At 65.9% G+C, this 24,646-nt stretch carries 17 protein-coding genes; 8 read left to right on the plus strand and 9 right to left on the minus strand.

Translation table 11 applies throughout. The features are described 5' to 3' along the window. The first annotated feature begins 223 nt into the window (after positions 1–223). The 5 genes from katG (at position 224) to B5V46_RS08220 (ending at position 7,380) form a co-directional block, all read left to right on the plus strand. The gene (gene katG, locus B5V46_RS08200) at positions 224–2,431 is read left to right on the plus strand and encodes a catalase/peroxidase HPI (RefSeq protein WP_080616146.1); all 2,208 of its coding nucleotides are present in this window, start codon (positions 224–226) and stop codon (positions 2,429–2,431) included. A 324-nt stretch (positions 2,432–2,755) separates the two neighbouring features. Continuing rightward, positions 2,756–3,436 (plus strand): response regulator, encoded by a 681-nt coding sequence (locus B5V46_RS08205; protein WP_196774375.1) that lies wholly within the window; start codon positions 2,756–2,758, stop codon positions 3,434–3,436. Positions 3,437–3,445: 9 nt separating this feature from the next. Continuing rightward, on the plus strand, positions 3,446–5,773 hold the full coding sequence (locus B5V46_RS08210) for a PAS domain S-box protein (RefSeq protein WP_080616148.1): 2,328 nt from the start codon (positions 3,446–3,448) through the stop codon (positions 5,771–5,773). Continuing rightward, complete coding sequence (locus B5V46_RS08215; protein WP_080616149.1) at positions 5,770–6,237, plus strand: response regulator; 468 nt, start codon at positions 5,770–5,772, stop codon at positions 6,235–6,237. Before B5V46_RS08210 ends, B5V46_RS08215 begins: the two co-directional genes overlap by 4 nt. Positions 6,238–6,240: 3 nt before the next feature. Continuing rightward, a complete protein-coding gene (locus tag B5V46_RS08220) occupies positions 6,241–7,380 on the plus strand; it encodes an ATP-binding protein (RefSeq protein ID WP_080616150.1) in 1,140 nt (379 codons plus the stop codon). Positions 7,381–7,401: 21 nt separating this feature from the next. On the opposite strand, the gene B5V46_RS08225 is transcribed toward B5V46_RS08220, so the two are convergent. The 3 genes from B5V46_RS08225 to B5V46_RS08235 all read right to left on the minus strand — a co-directional run bounded on the left by B5V46_RS08225 (position 7,402) and on the right by B5V46_RS08235 (position 11,032). After that, entirely contained in the window at positions 7,402–7,791 is a 390-nt protein-coding gene (locus tag B5V46_RS08225) for a response regulator (RefSeq protein WP_080616151.1), read from the minus strand. Between the two features lie 207 nt (positions 7,792–7,998). After that, entirely contained in the window at positions 7,999–8,370 is a 372-nt protein-coding gene (locus B5V46_RS08230; protein WP_080616152.1) for a response regulator transcription factor, read from the minus strand. Then, positions 8,264–11,032 (minus strand): transporter substrate-binding domain-containing protein, encoded by a 2,769-nt coding sequence (locus B5V46_RS08235; RefSeq protein WP_196774377.1) that lies wholly within the window; start codon positions 11,030–11,032, stop codon positions 8,264–8,266. The genes B5V46_RS08230 and B5V46_RS08235 overlap by 107 nt, the downstream gene beginning before the upstream one ends. A 419-nt stretch (positions 11,033–11,451) precedes the next feature. On the opposite strand from B5V46_RS08235, the gene B5V46_RS08240 reads away from it, so the two are divergent. Then, complete coding sequence (locus tag B5V46_RS08240; RefSeq protein WP_080616154.1) at positions 11,452–12,291, plus strand: hypothetical protein; 840 nt, start codon at positions 11,452–11,454, stop codon at positions 12,289–12,291. 8 nt (positions 12,292–12,299) lie between these two features. Here the strand turns inward: B5V46_RS08240 and B5V46_RS08245 are convergent, their stop codons facing one another. After that, positions 12,300–12,677: a VOC family protein gene (locus B5V46_RS08245; protein ID WP_080616155.1), complete on the minus strand. Its 378-nt coding sequence runs from the start codon at positions 12,675–12,677 to the stop codon at positions 12,300–12,302. Positions 12,678–12,782: 105 nt separating this feature from the next. Between B5V46_RS08245 and ilvD the strand changes: the two genes are divergently transcribed. Continuing rightward, entirely contained in the window at positions 12,783–14,621 is a 1,839-nt protein-coding gene (gene ilvD, locus B5V46_RS08250) for a dihydroxy-acid dehydratase (RefSeq protein WP_080616156.1), read from the plus strand. Between the two features lie 205 nt (positions 14,622–14,826). Next, positions 14,827–15,822: an NAD(P)H-binding protein gene (locus tag B5V46_RS08255; protein ID WP_080616157.1), complete on the plus strand. Its 996-nt coding sequence runs from the start codon at positions 14,827–14,829 to the stop codon at positions 15,820–15,822. Between the two features lie 3 nt (positions 15,823–15,825). Here the strand turns inward: B5V46_RS08255 and B5V46_RS08260 are convergent, their stop codons facing one another. The 5 genes from B5V46_RS08260 to B5V46_RS08280 all read right to left on the minus strand — a co-directional run bounded on the left by B5V46_RS08260 (position 15,826) and on the right by B5V46_RS08280 (position 24,644). After that, positions 15,826–17,244 (minus strand): TrkH family potassium uptake protein, encoded by a 1,419-nt coding sequence (locus B5V46_RS08260; RefSeq protein WP_080616158.1) that lies wholly within the window; start codon positions 17,242–17,244, stop codon positions 15,826–15,828. 482 nt (positions 17,245–17,726) lie between these two features. After that, positions 17,727–20,387, minus strand: coding sequence for a methyl-accepting chemotaxis protein (locus B5V46_RS08265; RefSeq protein ID WP_080616159.1), 2,661 nt, complete (start codon positions 20,385–20,387; stop codon positions 17,727–17,729). Positions 20,388–21,148: 761 nt separating this feature from the next. Next, entirely contained in the window at positions 21,149–22,708 is a 1,560-nt protein-coding gene (locus B5V46_RS08270) for an SUMF1/EgtB/PvdO family nonheme iron enzyme (protein ID WP_080616160.1), read from the minus strand. Beyond that, complete coding sequence (locus B5V46_RS08275; protein WP_080616161.1) at positions 22,705–23,904, minus strand: ABC transporter permease; 1,200 nt, start codon at positions 23,902–23,904, stop codon at positions 22,705–22,707. Before B5V46_RS08275 ends, B5V46_RS08270 begins: the two co-directional genes overlap by 4 nt. Next, positions 23,901–24,644 (minus strand): ABC transporter ATP-binding protein, encoded by a 744-nt coding sequence (locus B5V46_RS08280; RefSeq protein WP_080616162.1) that lies wholly within the window; start codon positions 24,642–24,644, stop codon positions 23,901–23,903. The genes B5V46_RS08275 and B5V46_RS08280 overlap by 4 nt, the downstream gene beginning before the upstream one ends. Between the last annotated feature and the right edge of the window lie 2 nt (positions 24,645–24,646).

The following is a 24,646-nucleotide window of genomic DNA, read 5'->3' on the forward strand; positions in this document are numbered from 1 at the left end:
TCAGGTCTTGGTTGTGGCGGGTCAAAGGCGGGATAATTAAATCCTATCAATTATATCAATATTGCCAAATTATATAAATCGCCAAGGCCTGCTATAGTCACGCCAAGGCAGGAATCGGCCGGCACCTGACCGCGCCCGGCAATCGCCGCGCGGGGAGATTAAGGGCCGTTCCGCACATCTTCTTGTCAAATCCTAACCCCGAACCAAAGATCCGGAGGGAGACATGGACGGAAACGATAGACCGGCCGGCAAGTGCCCGGTGCTGCACACGACCTTCGGCGGCCAGTCGAACCGCGACTGGTGGCCGAACCAGCTGAACCTGCGCATCCTGCATCAGAACCCGTCTGCCGCAAATCCGATGCCGCAGGGCTTTTCCTATGCCGAGGCCTTCAAGGCACTCGATCTGCAGGCCGTCAAAGCCGACCTGCGGGCGCTGATGACCGATAGTCAGGACTGGTGGCCGGCCGATTACGGCCATTATGGCGGGTTGTTCATCCGAATGGCCTGGCACAGCGCCGGCACCTATCGCACCGCGGACGGACGCGGAGGCGGCGGCACCGGGAACCAGCGTTTCGCGCCGCTCAACAGTTGGCCCGACAACGTCAATCTCGACAAGGCCCGGCGCCTGCTCTGGCCGATCAAGAAGACATACGGCAATGCCATCTCCTGGGCCGACCTGATGATCCTCGCGGGCAATGTCGCGCTCGAGACGATGGGGCTCAAGACCTTCGGCTATGCCGGCGGACGCGAGGATATCTACGAGCCCGAGGAGGACATCTACTGGGGGTCCGAGCGCGAATGGCTCGCCACCAGCGACAAGCCTGAAAGCCGCTATTCGGGCGATCGCGAGCTGGAAAGCCCGCTGGCGGCGGTGCAGATGGGGCTGATCTACGTGAACCCCGAGGGGCCCGACGGCAATCCCGATCCGCTCGCGTCTGGGCGCGACATCCGCGAGACCTTCGCGCGGATGGCGATGAACGATTACGAGACCGTGGCCCTGACCGCGGGCGGCCATACCTTCGGCAAGTGCCACGGGGCGGGCGATGCCGCGCTGCTCGAGGCCGAGCCCGAGGCCGCGCCGCTGCAGGCGATGGGGTTGGGCTGGCTCAGCCGCCATGGCAGCGGCAAGGGCGCCGACGCGATCACCAGCGGCATCGAGGGCGCCTGGACGCCCAATCCGACGACCTGGGACATGGGCTATTTCGACGTGCTCTTCGGCTATGACTGGGAGCTGACGAAAAGCCCGGCCGGGGCCTGGCAGTGGACGCCGAAGGATCTGAAGCCCGAGGATCACGCCCCCGATCCCGAAACCGGCGAGCGCAATCGCAAGATCATCATGACCACCGCCGACATGGCGATGCGCATGGACCCGATCTATGAACCCATCGCCCGGCATTTCCACGAGAATCCGGATGAGTTCGCCGATGCCTTCGCGCGGGCCTGGTTCAAGCTGACCCATCGCGACATGGGCCCGAAATCGCGCTATCTGGGCGCCGAGGTGCCCTCCGAGGACCTGATCTGGCAGGACCCGCTGCCGCCGGTCGATCATCCGCTGATCGAGGCGGCCGATATCGACGCGCTGAAGGCCGAGATCCTCGGCTCCGGTCTGAGCGTGGCCGAACTGGTCGCGACCGCCTGGGCCTCTGCCTCGACTTTCCGCAGCTCGGACAAGCGCGGCGGCGCCAATGGCGCGCGCATCCGGCTGGCGCCGCAGAAGGACTGGGAGGTGAACGAGCCCGACCGGCTGGCCCGGGTTCTCGAGGTTCTCGAGGGCATCAAGGCGGGTTTCGATGCGCGGGCCGAGGGCGGCAAGCGGGTCTCGCTGGCCGATCTGATCGTGCTGGGCGGCTCTGCGGCGGTCGAGAAGGCGGCGGCCGATGCGGGCTCGCCCGTCGAGGTGCCCTTCGCGCCCGGCCGCACCGATGCGACGGCCGAACAGACCGATATCGAGTCCTTCGACGTGCTCGAACCGCTGGCCGACGGGTTCCGCAACTATCAGAAGGGCGCCTATAGCGTGACCGCCGAGGAGATGCTGCTCGACCGGGCGCAGCTTCTGACGCTGAGTGCCCCCGAAATGACCGTTCTGGTCGGTGGGCTCAGGGTGCTTGGCGCCAATGTCGGGCAAAGCCCGCATGGTGTCTTCACCGACCGGCCCGGGCAGCTGACGACCGACTTCTTCGTCAACTTGCTCGACATGGGCACGGTCTGGGCGCCGACCGATGCCGACGAGACCCTGTTCGAGGGCCGCGACCGGGCAAGCGGCGCGGTGACATGGACCGGGACCCGGGTCGATCTGGTCTTCGGGTCGAACTCGCAACTGCGGGCGCTGGCCGAGGTCTATGCCCAGGATGACGCCGGACCGGCCTTTGCCGCGGAATTCGCAGCGGCCTGGGCCAAGGTGATGAACGCCGACCGGTTCGATCTGGTCTGAGCCGCGGCCGACACATTGCCCGGGGCGGCGCTGGCCGCCCCGGACCGTCGCAAGGGGGATGTGTCCTGTCTTTCCGCGCAGCATCGATTGCGAAAGATTTCAAATCGCAAAAGATGGTTGCCGCAATTTATTTTTGTATCAATTCATCCCGATGGATTTCAGTTTTATGCTGAAATCCATCGGGGTTTTACCTATCGTTAACCTGTGGCCCAAATGATGCGGGTAGTGTTTCGCCGAGCAGGCCGATCGACGACAGATCGCCATTGCACCGGCTCGTGATCAAGGTTTCCTGACATGACGAATAAGCCAACGGACAGTCTGCCTGTGCCTCGTCGTCCTGCCGAGCGGAGCTTCGGCGTCCTGATGCTGGATGACAATGAAATCGACCGAATGCGACTGAAACAGCTTTGCCTGAGGGCGGGCTTGCGATTTCGGGTGCGTGAGGCCGCCGATCTGGACGATTTTCGCCGCGCGCTGGACGAAACGCCCTATGACATGGTGTTTCTCGATTACGATCTGAAGATGGATACCGGGCTCGATGCGCTCGAATTGCTCAGGGCTCATCCCGTTCAGGCAGAGGCGATCGCGATCATGATCACCAGCACCGATGCCCCGGCCACGGTGGTCGAGGCGATGCGCTGCGGCTGCTCGGACTTTCTGGTCAAGGACGAGCTCAGCATCTCGATGATCCGCCGTGCCGTGACCGTCGCGATCGAGCGCGAGATCTACCATGCCGCGATCCGTCTCGAACACGGGGCGCGGGTCGGTGTCGAGCGCATGCTTGAAAGGTTTTCCGCGGTCTGCGCGACCGATATTCGCGGCATGTTGTCGGAAATGCTGCGCAGGCTCCGTGCTGTCACGCAATCGGTCGAGGGCCAGGCCCATATCAGCAAGGAGGTCGCCGAGGCCGAGCAGGCCTGCATGGAGCTCTTCGACTACCTGGAAAACATGAACAGCATTCTCGCACTTGAGGTGGAGCCCGGGCGCGAGCGGCTGTCGCAATAGGACGGATGTGTGCCGGTCGAAGGGATCATAGCAAGACATCGCCTCGGGCTCAGCGCCAAGCTCGCGCTTCTGGCCCTTGTTGTCGTGCTGACCGCCACGCTCGTCTTCTCCGGTGTCATCCTCTTCGGGTCGCAATGGTATCGTCAGGCGGCCTTGTCGCGCATGGAGTTTGCCGGCGCCTTTTTCGGTGAACGGGTGTTGCGTGAGCTGGAACTGATGGCCTCCGATGCGCGCAATCTCTCGGTGCTGCCCGAGATCGGCGGCATGGCCGATGCCAGGAGCCAGAACGCAAATCGGGGGGCTTCTGAAGACGGCGCCGATGCCTACTGGCGCAAGCGGCTTGAGGCGGTGTTCGAATCCGTTCTTCTCACCCGGCCGCATTACACGCAGGTCCGCTATATCGGACGGGAAGACAACTGGCGCGAGATCGTGCGCGTTCACCGTGCCGGCGACCGGATCGAGGTCGTCGCGCCCGGCGAGATGCAGTCGAAGGGCAACGAGCCCTATCTGACCGACCGCGCCGTGCTGAATGCGGGGCTTCCCTTCTTCTCGCGCATCACGCCGAACCGGGAATATGGGCAGGTGGAAGGCGCGCCCACGATCCGTTTCGTGGTGCCGGTCCTCGGGACTGCGGGCACTGTCGACGGCGCGCTGGTGATCAACGCCGATTTCGAGTGGTTGCTGCGCGCGGCCAATCTGCATCCTTCCGACGGGTTCTCGGTGACGGTCATGACCTCATCGAAGGATTACATGACCTTCGATCCGGTGACCGGTCCCGGTCCGTTGCGCTTTCACGGCACGCCGGAATGGAACCCGGCCGATTTGCCCGATTTTGCGGGTATCAGCGGCGGTGACATGATCAACGTGACCGAAATCGGCTGGCGCCGTGCGATCAATGTGACCAGCCTGCCGTCGGGATCGCTCAGTCGCGGCGACCGTCTGAACTTGCGGACGGGGATCTTCGTGGTAACCGAATTGCCGACGCGGCTGCTGTTCGCTCCGCTCCGGCAGCAGCTTTCCTATGGTCTCGCGGCTGCCGTCGTTCTTTCGATGGGGGCGGCCTGGATCGCTTGGATCATGGGCAAGCAACTGACCGCTCCGCTGCACCGGCTTGCGCGAGGTCTGCGCGACCGCGATTTCGGCGAGGATCTGAGCGATCTCATGCCGACCACCAATGACGAGGTGGCCGAACTTGCCCGGGCGCTGGTTTGCCTCAACGAGCGCCTCTATCAGAAATCGACGAAGCTGAACGCGATCTTTTCCGAGGCGGCGGATGGTCTGATCACCATCTCGGAAACGGGTGTGATCGAAGAGGCGAATGCCGCCGCGGGCCGCATTTTCGGCTACGATGCCGCCGAAATGGTAGGTCGCAATGTCTCTATCCTGATGCGCGAAGAGGATGCGGAACAACATAACAAGATGCTGCGGCAACGGATTGGCCGCAGGGAGCAGAGGCGACTGATTGCGGGGCGCGAGGTGACGGGCGTACGCAAGGATGGGACGCGGATCATCGTGGAAATCTCGGTGGCCAGCGCGCGTCAGGCCGAAGGCACCCATTATATCGGCGTCATGCGCGATGTGACCAGCCGATGCGAGGCCCAGGCGCGCAGTGAGGCGCTGGTCAAGGCGCTGGAGCGGTCCAATGCCGATCTGGATGCTTTCGCCTATTTCGCCTCGCACGATCTCAAGGCGCCGCTACGGGTCATCGACAACGCCTCGGCCTGGCTCGAGGAGGATCTCGCCCCCTATCTCAACGAAGATACGCGCGACAGCATGAATCTGTTGCGCAGTCGTGTCGCCCGGATGGAACGCCTGCTCGACGACCTGTTGAACCATTCGCGGATCGGCCGGATCGAAGAAAAGGCGCAGATCGTCGAGGGAAGGGAGCTTGTCGGCGAGTTGCGTGGCTTGCTGCACATCCCAGATGGATTCTCCTTCGAGGCCACGCCGGACTTCATGAACCTGCGGATCCCGAACATGCCGATCAAGACCGTTTTGCTCAATCTTCTCGGGAATTCTCTGAAGCATCATGATCGCGAAACCGGCTTCGTTCGTCTGTCCGGGCATGAGACGGACAATGCGTATTACCTTTCGGTAACGGATGACGGACCGGGGATCCCGCCCAAATATCACGCAAAAGTCTTTGAGATGTTCCAGACCCTGCGCCCGCGTGACGAGGTCGAGGCCAGTGGTATGGGCCTGGCAATGGTACTCAAGCATATCCAGCTTGCCGGAGGGGAAGTCGGGATCGACAGCGACGGCACCCGGGGCACGACCATAAACCTGATCTTGCCCAAGGTGGCTCGCGCAGACAAGGCAACGGGGCGTGCGGCATGAAAGAAAGCTCCAACCTGCCGAACGCTCGTCCGCCGCTGAACCTGTTGATGGTCGAGGATGACGATGGCGATGTGAAGGCTGTGCGCCGGGCGCTCTACCGCGCGGGCATCGACGCCACCATGATTCGCGCCGTCGATGGTGTTGAGGCCTTGTCGATCATGCGCGGGCGCGCGCGCCCGCATCCCGCGGACCCCTACATCGTTCTGGCCGATATCAGGATGCCGCGCATGAATGGTCTGGAATTCCTTAATGAGTTGAGAAACGATTGCAGTCTCAAGCAAGTTGTTGTTTTTGTGTTTACAACTTCAAATAATGATCAGGATAAACGCGAGGCCTACGAGGCCGGAATTTCCGGGTACATCCTGAAACAGAGCGTTGGCAGAGATTATCGCCCTCTAATTGAGACTCTCGATCGCTTTTGGAATATAGTAAGCTTGCCGGACGTTCGTCCCAGTGAGGAATGACAGATGCGCGATCTGGATGTCATGATCGTCGATGATGATGCCGGAGATCGGAAGCTCATTCGCAGATTGCTGGAGCGTTCGGGGATGTGCAGAACGATATGCGAGGCGGAGCTCGTTCATTCTGCGCTCGCCCATGTCGCTGAAAACTTCGATGCGGTTTTTCTGGACTATGTGATGCCGGGAGAAAACGGGATCGATGGGCTGGAGACGCTTCGAAGGAAATGGCCAGGGGCGGCCTTCATCCTGATGACAGGTCAGGGAGACGAGCAGATTGCAAAATCGTCAATCCTGGCAGGGGCGGCGGATTATACGCCAAAGTCCAGGATCAATCAGACCGGCCTGGAACGCATGCTGGTGCGGGCGGTCGAAGTGGTCCGGCTTGCCCAGCGTGTCGAAGAACAGCGCCAGGAGCTGCTGACTTTCTCGAATGTCCTTGTCCATGATTTTCGCGCGCCGATTCGTAGCATCCGCTTTATATGTGAACAGCTGGATGAGGAACTCGGTGGTATGGAATCGGCGGAATTGCACAAGTTGATGGATCTGTTGCAGAAAACAGCTGCACAGATGTCGGATCTTGTCGAGGCGCTTGCCGGTCACATCAGGACAGATGTGAACCCGGTTTTCGAATTCATATCGGCAACTGATCTTGTTGAAAACGCGCTTTCTTTTCTCGAGCACGACATTCGTGAAAGCGGTGCCAGTATCGATCTGGACATGCCGGATATCGATGTGTTCTGCAGTCCGGCGATGATGGTGCAATTGCTTCAGAATCTGGTGCAGAATGCAATCAAATATTCCGGAGACCAAAGGCCGGACATTCGTATCGTGGCCCGGCGCCTGGACAACGGAGACGTGCTTTTCGAGGTCGCCGATCATGGTGTCGGGGTGGCAGAGGAATACCGTCAGCGTATTTTCGAGCCATTCCAAAGGCTGGCCCAGGCCGCGAGCATGCCGGGCACCGGGCTGGGCCTTGCAACCTGTCAGAAGATCGTCAAGCGGCATGGTGGCCGGATCTGGTGCGATGCGAACCCTTATGGCGGGACATTGATGAGATTCAGGATGCCGGGAGCCAGCAAGCCCTCCGATGGGGTTGCGTCGAAAATTTGGACAACCCAAGATGACGGGGCGGCCGCGATCCGCTGAAGCCACCGAGCCTCATGCGGATCAGGCTGTCAACCCGCGCGACTTCAGCACCTCGGCGACGGTGATCGCGGTGAATTCCGTCTTGGTCCATATGGCGATGACATTGGACGCATTCGCCTTGGCCTGCATGAAGGGGGAGGGCCAGTCACTGACCATGACCACCGGGATCTCGCTCCAGCTGCGATGGGCGGCCAGCTCCAGGGCAAAATTGGCGCCTTTTCCATCAGGAAGGGAGTTGTCCAGGAAAATGATGGAAATGGGCATCTCGTAAAGACAGTTGCGGGCCTCGGCCAGGCTTCCTGCGTAACGGACCTCGAGCGGCTGACCATATGCAGCCAGCTTGCGCTCCATGATCATGCGGTCGAAAACCGTGTCCTCGACGACGAGACAGGTCGGTGCGCTTTGTGGCATTCGCTCGGCCCTTTTGTCTGGATGCCGGGATGCCCGGCTTTTTATTGAGACTGGAAAAACACCATTCGTTCACCGATAACTGCAGTTCTGCAAATGGAAATATAACACGATATGGCGGCTGTTCGGAGCCGTAAGTGAACAAAATGGTATGAATTTTAATTCCGACCCGTTTCCGGCCGTGTCGGGCGTGCCCGAGCGGTGCGCGCGTCAGGCGTTGACCAGCCTGTCGAGTTGAGAGATCTCGCTTTCTCCTATTGGTTTGCGCAGAAATTTTCGCACCATCGGAAAACGCTCGGCCTGCTGCATGTCCGCGGCGCATTCCGAGCTTGTGAGGATCACGAATACCGAGTTGGCGAAGTGATTGGGGCAATCCTCGCCGATCTGTTCGAGGAACTCGAACCCGTTCATTCGTGGCATGTTGATATCGAGGATGACGACGTCGATTTTGGGGCAGGACGGGTCGCACAGGTATTCAATGGCGTCCTCCGCCATTCCGAATTCGAGCATCGTGTCGACGAGGCCGGTCTTGCGAATAAGGCGCTTGACCATCTTGCGCTCGAACCTGCAATCGTCGATCATCACCAACTTGTTGATCACCCTGCTTCTCCTTGAGGAAAACCGTGAATCGGCTTCCTGCCCCCGGGGTGGATTCTACCATGATACGTCCACCATGATTGAGCGCAACTCTCTGGCAAATGGCAAGGCCGAGCCCGCTGCCAGGGTACAAATCTGTGTCATTTAGATGTGTGAATAGCTGAAAGATGCGGTCATGGAATTTCGGGTCGATGCCGATGCCGCGATCCGATACAGAAAATGCGATCATGCCCGGTGGCGCTGTGACCGTTTCGATGTCGATTTCGGGGCTTTTGTCGGGCAGGCGAAACTTGATCGCATTGCTGATGAGGTTTTGCATCAGCTGGTGAAGTTGACGCGGATTTCCCGTCAGGCGCGGCAGGTCGTCGACACGCAGCCGGGCACCGCTGGCGGCAATGTCGGCGGCAAGATCCTGCATCACTTCGCTGACGATGCGGGACAGCTCGACGCAATCGGGGGGCTGTTCGCCGCCGACGGCGCGGGTGTAGTCGAGAACGTCGCTGATCATTCGCGCCATCCTGGCCAGGATTTCGTGCATGTCCTCGATCAGCGCCCGATCCTCGTCGGGAAGCCGGTTCACACCGGCCTCGGCCAGCGCGTCGGCGATCAGCATCAGGGTGTTGATCGGCGATTTCAGGTCGTGCGAGGTTGCATAGGCGAAGTCTCGCAGCTCGGCATTGGTGCGCTGAACGATCGCAATCTGGGCACGGAGTTCGGCGTTGAGATCCTCGATCTCGGCCAGGTTCCGGCGTTCGCGGGTGACATCCAGCATCATGACCAGGATCGAACCGTCCGGCAGGGAGAAACTCGACCAGCGGAAGATCTCTCCGGCGGCGGTCTGGAATTCGTGATAATAGCCGTCGTTCAGGCCGGGGCCGGATAAAGCGGCGGCCAATGCAGCGGGCGATTTCGTGCCCCAATGCCTGGCATCGGCCATGATCAGCGCCCGCACCGCCTGGCGGAAATCGGCGCCCTCGCGGATCAGTTCGGGGCCCGAGGGGCTGATGGCCTTGGCGGCGGAATTGACGAATTCGATCCGTCCATTGGGCGCGATCATCAGAAGCCCCAGCGGTATCCGTTCCACCATGTCCGCGGTGAAACGCAGCCGTTCCTGTCGCATCCGGTGGCGCTGGACCGGAATGTAGCCGATTGCCAGGAGCATCAGCGCGCCGAAGCCGCCAAGCGTGAGCAGGATGCGGCGGTTGGTCCAGAAGGGCGCGGTGCCGAGCCAGTCCGCGCGCAGGTCCTGATAGCGCTGCGAGGCCAGATAGCCGGGGATGACCAGGTTCAGCGACTCGCGCAGGGTGGGCAGGCCGGGGCGCAGCGCGGGGGCGAGGAAGATGCGCGGGAGCGGGAAGGGGACCTCGGCGATCTCTTCGCTGCGGTTCTTCTCGGCGACGATCCGCGTGATCATGCCGCGCTCTGCGATTATAGCATCGATCCGTCCCTCGAACAGAGCCGTCAGCAGGTCGCGATAATTGTCGAAATGCAGGATGTCGCGGGCATGGCGCTGGGCCACGGAGCTTGCGACGCCGGCCTTCCAGGTGCCGACCCGCAATCCGGACAGCCCGTCAAAGGTCTCGCTGTGCTCGCTTCGAACGAATACGGCCAGGTTGATGGACTGTATCGGCAGCGCGAAATCCATCCTCAATTCGCGTTCGGGGGTGATCCCGATCAGCGGCAGGATGTCGATCGGGCTTTGCGGCCCACGGGCCCAGAGCTCGGGCGACACCGCCTGGAATTTCAGCTCGACTCCGAGGATCTTGCCCAGATCGCGCATCACCTCGACCGAGAAGCCGGTAAGAGTGCCGTCTTCGCGGACCTCGCTGAAGGGGGGCAGATTGACGACGCCCACGGTCAGGATGTCGGGAGGCGGCGGGGCCGCCTCGATCAGCCATTGCTGGCGCAGGGCGCTGAGGGTTCCGTCTGCCTCCAATGTGGCGATGGCCCGGTTCAGAGGCTCCAGCAGGTCGGCCCGGCTGTTGTGGATGGCGATCACCCGGTCGAATTCCAGCACCGGTGGTCCGACCGCGGCGATCCGGTGATCCAGCCGCACGCTGCGGGCGAGGCCCATCACCCAGTCCTCGGCCATCAGGGCGCCGTCGATTTCGCCGGAAAGCAGCTTCAGCAGCATCGTTGCGGGCTCGTCGAAGAACTCGGTGCGATTGCCCTTCAGCAGACTGGCAGGGTCGGAACCGGCATATTGACGCATCTTTCCGATGCGCTTTCCGACCGGGGCGATGTAATCGGGCCGGTTCGTGTTTTCGGTCAGGACGAAAAGATGCACATCCGCATGTGCGATCGGCTCGGTGAAGACATGGGTGGCCTCGAGCGCGGGCAGCCGGGCGACGGCGAACATCAGCTGGCTTTCGCCGGCAATCTGGGCAGCGATCCGGCTTTGCATGTCACCGTAACGGCGGGTTTCGATCGGCAGCCCGGTCAGGGTCCGGATGTCGTCGACGAGCTGGGGCACGAAGCCCACCGGTCCGCCCGTCGGGGTGATTTTCCAGAATGGTGGATCGTCGAGCCATCCCGTCACGATCGCCGGAGGCGGCGTGGAGGAGGGCTGGGCGCGGGCCGGAGCGGGGAGGCTCAGAACCAGAACAAGCGCGGCGAGCAGGCCGACCAGGCCCGCAAGGGCCGGCATGTGACGGTGATATCCATTCTCGGACAGGATCCGGGGGCTGCGCAATTCATTCTCCGATTGCTGGTGCGAAACCATGGTTCTGCCGGGATGGTTTCCGTTAGGTTAACATAAGTCGCCTTTGAGGAGAGTCGAATTCCGCCCGCTATCGATTGTGGCGGATCGCGGCCGGGCCGGATCGTTGTTGCGGGGTGTGGGCTGCCGATGTCGTCAAATCGACAGGTCCTGTCCGCTTCGCGACCGAATCGCCATTGTGCCGACCGGTTTTCCGGCCGGAATAGTTGGCACGGCCTGTGCTTACATTGCGATATGAAGTCGAAATACATAGCGAGTCGCGGCGCGGCGATGCTTCCTGACCTGCAGGCCGGAGCCGGCGGTCGGGCGACAGCGATGCCGGCCGCTCAATCGAGGATCGGACCCGGATGCTGCTTCTTGACGATACCGCCCTGGCCTGCCTGCTGAAACGCGACGGCATTGCCGCCTCTGCCGCCATTCCCGCACCCGGGCGACAGGGGCGCATGGTGTCGGTGGCGCTGCGGTCGCGCGGCTCGGGCATGATCTGCGGGACCGAGGAGGCCGCGCGGATGTTTGCATTGCTGGGCGGTGCCGCCGACATCGCCACTGCAAGCGGAACGCGGGCAGAGCCCGGCCAGTTGCTGATCGCCGCGCGGGGACCGGCCGAGGCGCTGGTCGGGGCCGCTCCGGCGGTGCAGGTGCTGCTGGAATGGGCCTCGGGCGTTGCCGAATGCGCCGCACGTATCCTGCGGGCCACGCGCCGGGTCGATCCGGCGGTCGCGGTGGCCTGTCCGCGCAAGGCGATCCCCGGGGCGCGGCCGCTGGCATTGAAGGCGGCGGCGGCGGGCGGCGCGGCGATCTACCCGGCGCCGGGTGCCGAGGCGGCGCTCGTGCTGGCGGATTGCCGGGCGCTTGGCGGCAGGTCTGCGCCGGGCGAGCGGATCGCGCGCCTGCGGCAGGCGGCCCCGGGCGGGCGGATCGCGATAGAGGTGCGCGATGGCGACGAGGCGCTCGAGGCGGCAGAGCTCGGCGCAGATACCCTGCTGCTGGCCCGGATGGCCCCCGAGGCGGTCGCGGCCACCGTGCGCGCGCTCGGGCCGGACTGGCCGGGCGAGATCCTGGCTGCGGGGCCGATCACCGAAGCGACCGCTCCGGCCTATGCGAAAAGCGGGGTCCATGCCCTGGTCAGCTCGGCGCCCTATCACGCGCTTCCGGCCGAAATCGACATGGCCTTCGAGCCGGAATAGGCGCGTACTCAGGCGGGCTCCGAGATCTCGATCAGGTTCAGGTCCGGATCGCGCAGATAGATCGAGCGGATCGGCCCGGTCGCGCCGGTGCGCGCCACCGGCCCTTCAAGCGGCGTGACGCCGCGCGCGGCCAGCGCCGCGATCACCTCGTCGAGCGGCCGGTCGGCCAGGAAGCACAGATCGAGCGCCCCGGGCACCGGCAGATGCGCCTTGGGTTCGAATTCATGGCCCTTGACGTGGATGTTGATCTTCTGGCGCCCGAAACACAGCGCCTTGCGGCCCGCGCCGAAGGTTTCGAGCCGAAGCCCAAGAAGCCCGACATAGAAGGCCAGGCAGGCCTCTTCGTCGGTTGTGGTCAGAACCAGGTGATCGAGCGCGGAAATCATTGCAACCCCACTCTGTCATGAACTTCCCGGCCAATGAAAGGTTGATTTTTTCGCCCGCAGGGCGCACTCGTCACCCCGAAGATTTGCCAGCCGGAAAGTCACGACATGCCCGCATACCGTTCCCGTACCAGCACCCATGGCCGCAACATGGCCGGCGCCCGCGGTCTCTGGCGCGCCACCGGCGTCAAGGATGGCGATTTCGGCAAGCCGATCATCGCCATCGTGAACTCCTTCACGCAATTCGTGCCGGGTCACGTGCATCTCAAGGATCTGGGCCAGATGGTTGCCCGCGAGGTCGAGGCGGCGGGCGGCATCGCCAAGGAATTCGACACCATCGCCGTCGATGACGGCATCGCGATGGGCCATGACGGGATGTTGTATTCGCTGCCCTCGCGCGAACTGATCGCGGATTCGGTCGAATACATGGTCAACGCACATTGCGCCGATGCGATGATCTGCATCTCGAATTGCGACAAGATCACCCCCGGCATGCTGATGGCCGCGATGCGGCTGAACATCCCCGCGGTCTTCGTCTCGGGCGGGCCGATGGAGGCGGGCAAGGTCACGCTGGGCGACGGGCGCACCGTGTCCATGGACCTGATCGATGCCATGGTGGCCGCGGCCGATGACAAGGTCTCGGATGACGACCTGGCCCGGATCGAGGCCGCCGCCTGTCCGACCTGCGGCTCCTGTTCGGGCATGTTCACGGCCAACTCGATGAACTGCCTGACCGAGGCGCTGGGCCTGTCGCTGCCGGGCAACGGCTCGACGCTGGCGACCCACAGCGCGCGCCGCGAACTGTTCCTCGAGGCCGGGCGCCGCGCGGTCGAGCTGTGCCGCCGCTGGTACGAACAGGACGATGCCAGCGTGCTGCCGCGCTCGATCGCGACCAGGGAGGCGTTCCAGAACGCGATGGCGCTGGATATCGCCATGGGAGGGTCGACCAACACGGTGCTGCACATCCTCGCCGCCGCCCAGGAAGGCGGTGTCGATTTCACCATGGACGATATCGACGCGCTGTCGCGCAAGGTGCCGTGCCTGTGCAAGGTCGCGCCCAACACCGCCAATGTGCATGTCGAGGATGTCCACCGCGCGGGCGGCATCATGTCGATCCTTGGCGAGCTCGACCGCGGCGGGCTGATCCATCGCGACTGTCCCACCGTCCATGCACCGACCCTGGGGGCGGCCATCGACAAATGGGATATCGGCCGGTCCAATTCCGACGAGGCGCGCAATCTCTTCCTGGCGGCGCCCGGCGGCGTTCCGACCCAGGAGGCGTTCAGCCAGTCCTCGACCTGGCCCTCGCTCGATACCGACCGCAAGGCCGGGGTGATCCGCTCGGTCGAGGCGCCGTTCTCGAAGGATGGCGGGCTGGCGGTCCTGAAGGGCAATATCGCGCTCGACGGCTGCATCGTGAAGACGGCTGGCGTGGACGACTCGATCCTGGTCTTCTCGGGCCCGGCGCGGGTCTATGAAAGCCAGGACGCCGCCGTTTCCGGCATCCTGACCGGCAAGGTCGAGGCGGGCGATGTTGTGGTGATCCGCTACGAGGGTCCCAAGGGCGGGCCGGGCATGCAGGAGATGCTCTATCCGACCTCCTACCTGAAATCGAAGGGGCTCGGCAAAGCCTGCGCGCTGATTACCGACGGGCGCTTCTCGGGCGGCACGTCTGGGCTGTCGATCGGGCATGCCTCGCCTGAGGCGGCCTCGGGCGGCGCCATCGGTCTGGTGCAGGATGGCGATCTGATCGAGATCGACATCCCGAACCGCTCGATCAACCTCGCCGTCTCCGAAGAGGAACTGGCCGCGCGCCGGGCCGAGCAGGACGCCAGGGGCTGGAAACCGGCCGCGCCGCGCAAGCGCCATGTCTCGCAGGCGCTGAAGGCCTATGCCCATTTCGCGGCCTCCGCCGACAAGGGCGCGGTGCGGGTCGTTCCTGAATAAGGGGCAGGCCCGGATAAGGATCTGGCCCGAACGCGGGCCGAAGAAGACGCGGGTCCTGATAAGGCGCGGGCCGGCGAAAAGGCAGGCCCGACGGCAAGGCGGGGCGGGGCGCGACGCCGCGTCCCGTTTTCCTTGGCGGGCACGGCGCCTTAGGGTCCGACCGACCCCCTTGACCTTACAGGACCGTTGCCGAGGAGCCGAGCCCATGACCGATACCGCCCTGTCGCCCCGGCCCCGGCGGATCTTCCTTCTGGGGGCGACCGGCACCATCGGCCGGGCCACGCTCGACGCGCTGCTGGCGCGGGGCCATGAGGTCGTCTGCTTCCTGCGGCCGGGCACGGGCGGCGATCCGGGGTGGGGCCTGCCCGGCGCGGCACGGGTCCGGGTCGGCGATGTCACCGATCCCGCCTCGCTGGCCGCCGAGGGCTTTCGCGGCGAGCGGTTCGACGCGCTGGTCTCCTGCCTTGCCTCGCGCAGCGGCACGCCCCGCGATGCCTGGGCCATCGACCACAGGGCCCATTCCCATGCGCTGGCCGCGGCCCGCGATGCCGGTATCGGCCAGGCGGTGCTGCTTTCGGCGATCTGCGTGCAGAAGCCCCTGCTGGCCTTCCAGCAGGCCAAGCTGGCCTTCGAGGCCGAGCTGATGGCCTCGGGGCTGACCTGGTCCATCGTCCGGCCCACGGCCTTCTTCAAATCGCTGTCGGGCCAGGTCGAGCGGGTCCGGGAGGGCAAGCCCTTCCTGGTCTTCGGCGACGGGCGGCTGACCGCCTGCAAGCCGATCAGCGACGCCGATCTGGGCCGGTTCATGGCGCTCTGCCTCGACGATCCCGCGCTGCAGAACCGGGTGCTGCCGATCGGCGGCCCGGGGCCCGCGATCACGCCGCGCGATCAGGCCGAGGAGCTGTTCCGCCTGCTGGGGCGACCGCCGAAGATCAGACAGGTGCCGGTCGGGGTCATGGACGGGATCATCGCGCTGCTCTCGGCGCTGGGCCGGGTCTCGCCAAAGCTCCGCGACAAGGCCGAATTCGCGCGGATCGGCCGCTATTACGGCACCGAGTCGATGCTGGTTCTGAACCCCGAGACCGGGAGTTACGACGCCGATGCGACGCCCGAATACGGCGCGGACCGGCTGTTCGACTATTACGCCCGGCTGGTCAGCGGGACGGAGCGCGCCGCGCTGGGCGAACACGCGGCGTTCTGAGCCTCACGCCAGCGAACGCCAGAACCGCGGCGTCAGCACCACCAGCACGGTCAGCATCTCGAGCCGCCCCAGATACATGCCGATGGCGAGGATCGTCTTGGCCTTGTCCGACAGCGACTGGAAGGTGCCCGCAGGGCCGATGATGTCGCCCACGCCCGGGCCGACATTGGCCAGCGCCGTGATCGCGCCGCTGAAGGCCGTGGCCGCATCGAGCCCGACCAGCGTCAGAAGGCTCGCGATCACCGCGAAGCTCAGCGCGTACATCGAGAAGAAGCCGATGACGCTCGAGACGATGTCCTCGTCAATCACCCGGCCCTCGTAGCGGATGCGGTAGACCCCATGCGGGTAGCGGACCGAGCGGATGCCCTCGCGCAGCAGCCGGTACATGATGACCCAGCGCATCGCCTTGGCCCCGCCCGCCGTCGAGCCGGTGCAGCCGCCGACCGCCGTCAGGATCACGAAGGCGGTCACCGCGACCGGCCCCCAGCTGGTGTAATCGGTCGAGGCATAGCCGGTGGTCGAGACCACCGAGACGACGTTGAACGCCACCGCCCGCAGCGCGGCCAGGAAGGGCAGATGCGATGTCGCCGCCAGCCACAGCGTCAGCGGCAGGATCACTGCGGCCAGCGTCTTCAGCATCGCCGCCACCTGTTCGCTGCGGAACTTGCCGTGATAGACCGAGCGGATATACCACGAGAAGGGCACCGAGCCGAGCACCATGAAGAGGGTGCAGGTCCATTGCAGGAACGGGCTCTCGAAGAAGCCGAACGAGGCGTCGTGGGTGGAATAGCCCCCCGTCGACAGCGTGGTCATGGCATGGGTCGCGGCGTCGAAGACGCTCATCCCGCCGATGCGGTAGAGCACGCCGCAGAGGGTCATCAGCGAGACATAGACCAGAAGCGTCGCCGCCGCGAACTGGGTGGCGTTGCGCAGCTCCTTCTCGCCCTTGTCCGAGCTTTCGGTGCGGAACAGCTGCATGCCGCCGACCTTGAGCACGGGCAAGAGCGCGATGCCGGTGCCGATGAAGCCGACGCCCCCCAGCGCCTGCAGAAGTGCGCGCCACATAAGGATGCCCCGGGGCGTGCTGTCGAGCCCGGTCATCACCGTCGAGCCGGTGGTGGTGATCCCCGACATCGCCTCGAAGAAGGCATCGGCCGCCGAGAGCTTCCAGAGGTAAAGCGGCACCGCTCCGCCCGCCGCCGCCATCAGCCAGACCGAGGCGGTCAGCATGAAGGCATGGGGCAGGCGCAGCCTGTCGAAGCTCGGCCGGGCCGCCATCGCGACCAGCGTGCCGATCAACCCGAGCTGGAACGCGGCCTCGCCGAATACCGCGCGGGTCTCGGGGTAAATCGCTGCCACGACCGCTGACATCAGAGCCAGCAGCCCCAGGACAAGCCCGTTGGCAAAGACGACGACGTTCAATCGAGATTCCCTTTGGGCGACCATGCCACCGCCGCCGGGACATTTCCAGAGATCGATATGGGGCAGGCGGCACCCTTCGGCCGCCGGTATCGGCCGGTGGCGGATGCGGTGGCACGCGGCCCGGAAAGCGCGGTCTGCCGGGTCGCAGACCCGCGCTGCGCAAGGGCCGGATCGTGCCGGGCAGCCCGCGCCGAAGACCGGCCGGACGACAGGCGCAAGCGGGCGGCCGTTCCGGTCTTTCCCGCGCCGCCCGCTCAAGGCATGGGCCCAGTGCGGCTGACCAGCTGGCGGCCGCGTTCCGCCGGGCGGCGCGGGGCCGGGCCGCATGCCGATGGGCGGGCATCGGGCGGATGCCCTCCGACAACACGCTCAGGGACGGGCCGCGCCTTGCAGGAACCTTCGATCCCGAGACGCTTGCGGCGGAAAGTGCGCCGCCCGTCCCCGGCGCGGCGCAGCGCGGGAAGCGGCGCGCGGCAGCTCCGTCAGCCAGCGCGGTGCAAGCGCGGGCTTTCCGGGGCGCGGGGGGCGGTCCAGCCGGTATCGGCGATCTTTTCCGGTCCGGAACCGTCAAGCCGGAACCGGGCGACGAGATCGGCCATGGTCGTGGCCTCCTCGCGCAGGTGCATGCTGGCGGCGGTTGCCTCCTCGACCATCGCGGCATTCTGTTGGGTCACCTGATCGAGCTGGGCGGTCCCGGCATTGATTTCGCCGATCCCGACGGATTGTTCGCGCGCGCCGGTCGCGATCGCGTCGACCAGGGCGGCAATCTCGCCGATCCGGGCGGTCATGTCGTTCAGCACTGCACCGGTCCGGTTGACGAGTTCGGCGCCCGAGGCGACATGATCCGTGCTCGAGGTGATCAGCGCCTTGATTTCCTTAGCGGCCTCCGATGACCGCTGGGCGAGGGCCCGGACCTCGGAGGCCACGACGGCAAAGCCGCGCCCGGCCTCGCCCGCCCGGGCTGCCTCGACGCCCGCATTCAGGGCCAGCAGATTGGTCTGGAAGGCGATGTCGTCGATCACGCCGATGATCCGGCCGATCGATTCCGACGATCTCTTGATCCCGGTCATGGCCGCGACCGTCTCGGTCACCACCGCGTTGTTCTGCTCGGCCTGGTCATGCGCCTGCCTGACGACCCGGTCGACCTCTGTCGCGCCCTCGGCTGCAGCGCGCACGCTGGCGGTCAGCTGGTCGAGCGCGGCGGCGGTCTCTTCCAGCGTCGCGGCCTGGTTCTCGGTCCGGCGCGACAGGTCGGCCGAGGAGGCACCGATCTCGGCCGCCCGCGACCGGATCGCGGCCGCATTGAGGGCAATGGTCGACATCATCTCGTTGAGGGTGCGGAGGGTCGCGTTGAAATCGGCGCGCAACGCCTCGTAATCGGGCGGGAAGGGGGCAGAGAGCGTGTGGGTCAGATCGCCCCCGGCCAGCGCCTTCAGCCCGTTTGCCAGATCGGCCACCATTGCCTTCTGCGCCTCGGTGCGGCGGCGCTCCTCGGCTTCGAGCGCGCGCTCATGGGCCTGCAGCCGCTCGCGTTCGGCAAGGCTGTCGCGAAAGACCAGAAGCGCCGCGGCCAGCCGCGCGACCTCGCCGCCGAACAGGCGCATGCCCGGCACCGCGACCATCTCGCCCCGGGCCAGCCGGTCGGTGATCCGGGTCAGCCGGCCGATCGGCCAGACGATTAGCAGCCAGGACAGGGCGATCGCCAGAAGCGCGACCGCGCCGCTGCCGGCCGCCAGCATCAGCAGGCGCTGGCGCGCCTCGCCCGCCTGACCCAGCATCGCGTCGCCCGCGACGCGGGCCGCGCCGACCGCGGCTTCGCTGGCCGCGCGCATCACCGCGGCGATCTCGCCGAGCCGCGCATTGGCCCGTATCGAGCGATCGGCGGCCTGATCCTGGGCGTCGAGCAGCGCCATCCGGGTTGCCACGATCCCTGTTTTGGCCCGCGTCTCGTGGGCGATCCGCCCCAGAAGCTCCTGCAGATCATCGGGCACGTAGCTGCGGGCGAGCAGGGCATCCAGCTCGGCGACGAGCCGGTCGAGCTCGGCCTGTCGCGCCGCTCCCTCCTCGGCATTCCGCGCGCTGGCGCCAAGGAAGGCCGTCGCGATCATCTTCTCGACCGCAAGCCCGATATCGGCGGTATCGCGGATCTGCTGCACCTCGTTGTTCAGCAACCGTTCGACCGCCTCGCCGTTGAAGACCGCCGCCTCGCGGGCGTCGGTCGTCAGCCTGGCGACGAGATCGTCCATTGCGGCGTTCAGGGCCCTCTCGCTGATCTCGCGCTGCCCGATCACCAGCTCATTCTGTCCCTCGCGCAGGCGAAACCCCTGCTTTGCCAGTTTGCCGAAGACGGCATGGGTCTCCGTCAGTGCCGGCAGATACGCCGCGACGGCCTGCATTCCGGTCAGCGGCTCGAGCGCGTCGCCAAGCGCTCCGAGGCTGGTTTCGGCCATCCCGCGCAGGATCGCGCTCTGGGCCGGATCTCCGGAACCGGAGATCGCCAGTGCCAGCCCGGCCAGAAGATTGATCTCGGCCCTGGCCTTCAGGATCAGCGTCGCGGCACGGAAATCGGTGCCGACCAGCTGTTCGAGGGTCGCGCTGACCGTCTCGCCGGTCTGCTTTCCGCCCAGCGCCATGTCATAGGCGGCATCGTCGCCAAGCTGGTACAGCCGGCTTCGGGTCGCTTCGGCCAGCCGGGTGAAGCTGACGATCTGACCGGTCAGCAGCTCTTGGTTGTCGAAGCTGTTGCCAAGGGCTGCGCGCATCTCGCTGACGGCGAGGTCGAGCCCGGTCATCATCGGGCGCAACTCCCTGATGCGCTCGGCGGGCAGCTCGGCGATCGAGGCGGCAAGGGCGGTTTCGCGCGCCTTCAGATCGCGGAAGGAGTCATCGACCCCGCCGGGCGTCCGCGCCAGCAACATGCCGGTCAGCGCGCCACGGATCTCGCCGGTATCTTCGAGCACCGCGACGCTGGTCTCGATCCCGGGCAGCTGCTCGCCCAGCAGCCGCTCGAGCGCGCCCGACATGGCGGCAAAGACCAGAAAGCTGATCGCAATGGCGCCTGCGGTCAGCGCGCCCATGGTCACAAATCCCATCGACAGCTTGAGCGCTATGCTTCCGAACAGTCTTGAAAACAACTTCGCCATCGTATCCTCCGGCGTGCAGTAAAATTGAAATGGATCGGGGTGCCCGGCGGAGCCAGACTGCTCTGCAGGCTGATTGGCCGTCCGAAATGGCGGGACCGGAACCTTGCTGCGGCGAGACGGGCCGGCCGGCTTCGTCAAGGCGGCAGAGCCTGACCCCGAGGGGCCGCCGGTCATCGGATTTTGCAAAGCGCATGGTCAGACCGTCCGACGGGATGCCTGCGGCAAGCCTGTCGCTGCCGGGCAAGCCGCGCCGAAACAGCTCCGCCGAGCGGTCTGAAGCCGGGGTCTGGCCCGGGATCGGCCTTGGGCCTTCCAGCCCGCATTCCATGCGGTCGCGTCGGGCACTGGCGAAAGAGGTCGCGCTGGAAAGCACCAGGATCGGCCCGGCGATAGCGGCCCGGGTTATTTCGGCTGGGGGCAAGACAGCGCGCTCAGGTGTGTTGGGGGTGTCAAGGCAGACGCGCGCGCGAGGGCGGACCGGCAGGTCTCCGGCGGCCGCGCGACGGGCAATGCAGGCCGACTGCTGCGTTAAGCCGCCATCGGCGCGAAGGATCTGCGGTGCAAGGACGGGACCGGATACGAGCCACAGGACAGAAACGCTACACATCGGAAACTCGGATTGCGACACAGATCCGGAATCCGATACCGCCGAAAGACTTAACAATCGGTTCCGATCCACTGCCCGCAGAGGTCGCCACGGGCAGAAAATGGCGCTTTGGCAGCGACTTGCGGTCGCAGTGCAGCGGGCTGCGAGCGCGCGCTCAGCGAGAGAGGATCAGCAGGCGCAGCTCTTCTTGCGACATGTCGGGCCTGTTGCGATAGGCCTCGAGCAGGGCTGCGAAACGCGCGAGATTGTCGAGGATCTGGCGCTGGCCCGAGGCCGAGAGCTCGCCCTGCAAAAGCCGCATCGCGTCCGCCGTCAGCCCCGGATCGGCGCCTTCGGTCAGGGATTCGACGGCCGAGCGCAGCGACAGCAGATAGGTCTTCTGGACGTCGCGCAGAATGTCGAGCTTGCTCATCAGCTGGGCGCCCGCGCCGCGCAGCGCCGCGCATTGCTCGGCCCGGGCGCAGAGCCGGGTCTGGTCGGCGATGCCGATCAGCTCGCTGCTCATGCGCTGCTCTTCGCTCCGTCCGGCCCGCATCGCGCCCACCAGCACCGCGCCGTTCAGAAGGGTCGACTTGGCGGCCTCGCCGAAGGCCGCGGTCGCCTCCTCGTCCGAGCGGCGGACCTCGAGTTGCAGATCCTGCAATGTGGCCTTCCGGCGGGGGTCGATTTCCTCGTCGATCATCTCGGCAAGCGTCGCGAGCGGGGTCTTGTCGGTGCCGTCGCGACCCGCATCTTCGGTCCGCGCGATCCAGCCCGCCTTGATCTCGCGCAGCACCGGGTCGGACCAGGCGACGCTGCGGCTGAGCACCAGCCGCAACCCGAAGGTTTCGCCCGCCGTCGCGGTGCCGTCGGTGGCGCTGTAAAGCGGGTATTCGGTGCGTTCGGCCGAATAGACCTGCGCGGGCGCCGACAGCACCGAGCCGCCGCGTGTGACCAGCCCGCCTGCCTGACCATGCTCGCGCCCGACCGCGTTCAACCGGTAGGGCTCCAGCATCAGCTCCTCGGCATTGCCGTAGATGTCGTAAAGCCCCAGCGGGTTCGGGCGGGCCAGCCCGACGGGCAGAAGCGCGCCGCGCGCCGAGCCCACCACCTTGGCATAATCGAGAAGATCGCCCTCGCCGAAGAAGCGGCGCGAGGGAAAGACCGTGGGGTCGACCGCCGCGCCGCCGCGGGCGGCGAATTCCCATTCGGTCTCGGTCGGCAGCCGCAGATAGGCCCGGCCCTCCGTCTCGGGCGGCAACGCATCGCGGGCCTCGGCCAGCAGCCATTCGGTATACAGCTGCGACAGCTCGACCGCGCGGAACCACGAGAGCCCCCCCAGCGCGGTGCGCTCGATCCGTTTGGGCGGGCTGCAATCGCCCGTCAGTGCGCGGCCCTGGGCGCGGGTCATCTCGTAGCGGGCGATGTAATAGACGCTGTCGCCCGGCTCGGGGCCGGGGAAGGCACCGCGCAGATAGGCGGTGCGCAGATAGTCGGAATAGCCGGTCGCGGGATCGGACTGGCCGACCCGGATGCGGCGGTCGGCCAGCGGGTCATCGGCCTCGACCGGAACCACCACGCGCTGGAAGGCCATCGCCCCGCCGCAGGGCATCGGCAGGATCAGATCGGCAGGCGCGGTCGCCCCGCCCGGATCGTACTGGTCCCTGTCCCAGGTGACCCCGGCTGCGGCGGGCGCGGCCAGCAGAAGCGACAGGCCGAGGGCCGCGGCTCTCATGTCTCTTCCCTCAGGACGGTGGCGGGATCGGTGGCAAGGGCCGCCCGCGCCGCCGCCAGCGAGGCGCAGCCGACGAAGGCGATCACGGCCGCCGCGATGGCCGTGGCTTCGGCGGGGGAAACCGAGACCAGCCCGCCGCGCTCGGTCAGTCCGGTCTCGAACAGCCGCTCGGCCAGCGACGCGGTCAGGCGGAACAGCAGGAAGGAAAGGCACAGCCCCAGAACCGCGGTCACCAAGGCCTGGATCACCGGGAACAGCGACAACTGCCATTGCGGCAGCCCGAGAAGCCCCAGATTGGCGAGGGTCCGGCGGGTGCGCACGACCTCGCCCCAGAAGCCGAAGATCAGCGAGGCCGCAAGCCCCGCCGCCGCCACCGCTACGGTCAGCGCCAGCGCCAGCCCCAGATTGCGCCCGAGCGTCAGCACCGAAGTCACTTCGGCGGTCCGCGCCAGCGTCCTTATGCCGAAGCGGGCCTCCAGCCGGTCCTGCAGGGGCGCCAGCCGGTCGAGCGCGGTCGCATAGACCCGCATCCCCTCGAAACTTTCGGCACGCCCGGCCAGCGCCTTGCCGCTGTCGATGCCATGCCCGGGCAGGGCGTAGCCGTCATAGAAGGCCTCGATCAGGTCGAGCAGGGTGATATCGGCCAGCACCACCCGCCCGTCGAGCCGCCCCTCGGGCAGGACACCCGCGACCCGCGCCTCCAGCACCAACTGGCGCGGCCGGTTCTCGGCCTGGGTGAAGATCTCGACCCCATCGCCCGCGGCCAGCCCGAGCTGGGCGGCCAGCGCGGGCGAGACCGCGACCTCGTCCGGTCCGAGCCCCGGCAGCGGTGCGATCATCGGATCGCCCGTGCCAGAGGGCGCGATCAGGGCCTCCTGCCTTTCGCGCCCGCCCGTCGCACGGATATTCACATAGTCGAAAAGGCTGCGGGTCTTGAGCGTGGCGAAGCGGACATCTTCCCAGCCCTGCACCTCGGCCAGATCTGCGGGCGTGAAGCTCTGATTGCCCGCGGTGTCGATCTGGAGCGTCGCGGGGTTTGCCATCAGATCGCCGATCAGCGCGTCATAGACCCCGTTCCGCACCCCGAACAGCACCAGCAGCGGCACGATCACGCCCGCCAGCACCGCGACATTGCAAAAGACGAAGATCCAGTCGCGGAAGAGCGCCCGAAGTGCGAGTGCGACCAGCAGCCTCATGCCGCCTCCCGCCCGTCTTCTGCGGCGCTCAGGCGGCTGACCGGGTGGCCCGGTGCATGGTCGGGGTCGAGCGCCAGCCGGTAGCGGGTCAGCGCAAAGCGGCCAAGCAGGTCGAGATCATGCGACGAGACGATCACCGCGCTGCCGGTGCGCCCCGCGGCCTCGAACAGAAGCGTCATCGCCTCGGCGGCGTTTTCGGGGTCGAGGGCTGCGGTCGGTTCATCCGCGATCACGAAGCGCGGCCGGTGCGCCAGCGCCCGGGCGATGGCCGCGCGCTGGCGCTGGCCGATCGACAGGCGTTCGGGCCGCAGCCCCGCGACCGGGCCGAGCCCGAGGCGCTCGATCAGTTCGGCGACAAGGGCAGGGTCGGGGCGGCCGCAGATCCGCTGGGGCAGGGCCACGTTCTCGGAAAGCGTCAGGAAGGGCAGAAGCCCGCCCGTTTGCGGCACGAAACCGAAAAGCCACCCGCGCAGGCGTGCGATCCGGCGTCGCCGCGCCCACAGTGCCGTCAACTCGCGCTCCGGCCCATCGGCGGGGCAGAGCCGATAGACCCCGCCCGGATCGGGCGCGCGCAAGAGGCCCAGAAGCTCCAGCAGCAAGGTCTTCCCGGTGCCGCTCGGGCCCGTCAGCCCCACGGTCTCGCCCGCGACGATGCGGAGTTCGGGCACCCTCAGCGCGAAGCCCCGGTCGCCATCGGCAAGCGAGACCCCGAGATCGCGGATGACAAGCGCGTCCGCCATCG

Origin of the sequence: Rhodovulum sp. MB263, assembly GCF_002073975.1 — a bacterium.
GTDB lineage: Bacteria > Pseudomonadota > Alphaproteobacteria > Rhodobacterales > Rhodobacteraceae > Rhodovulum.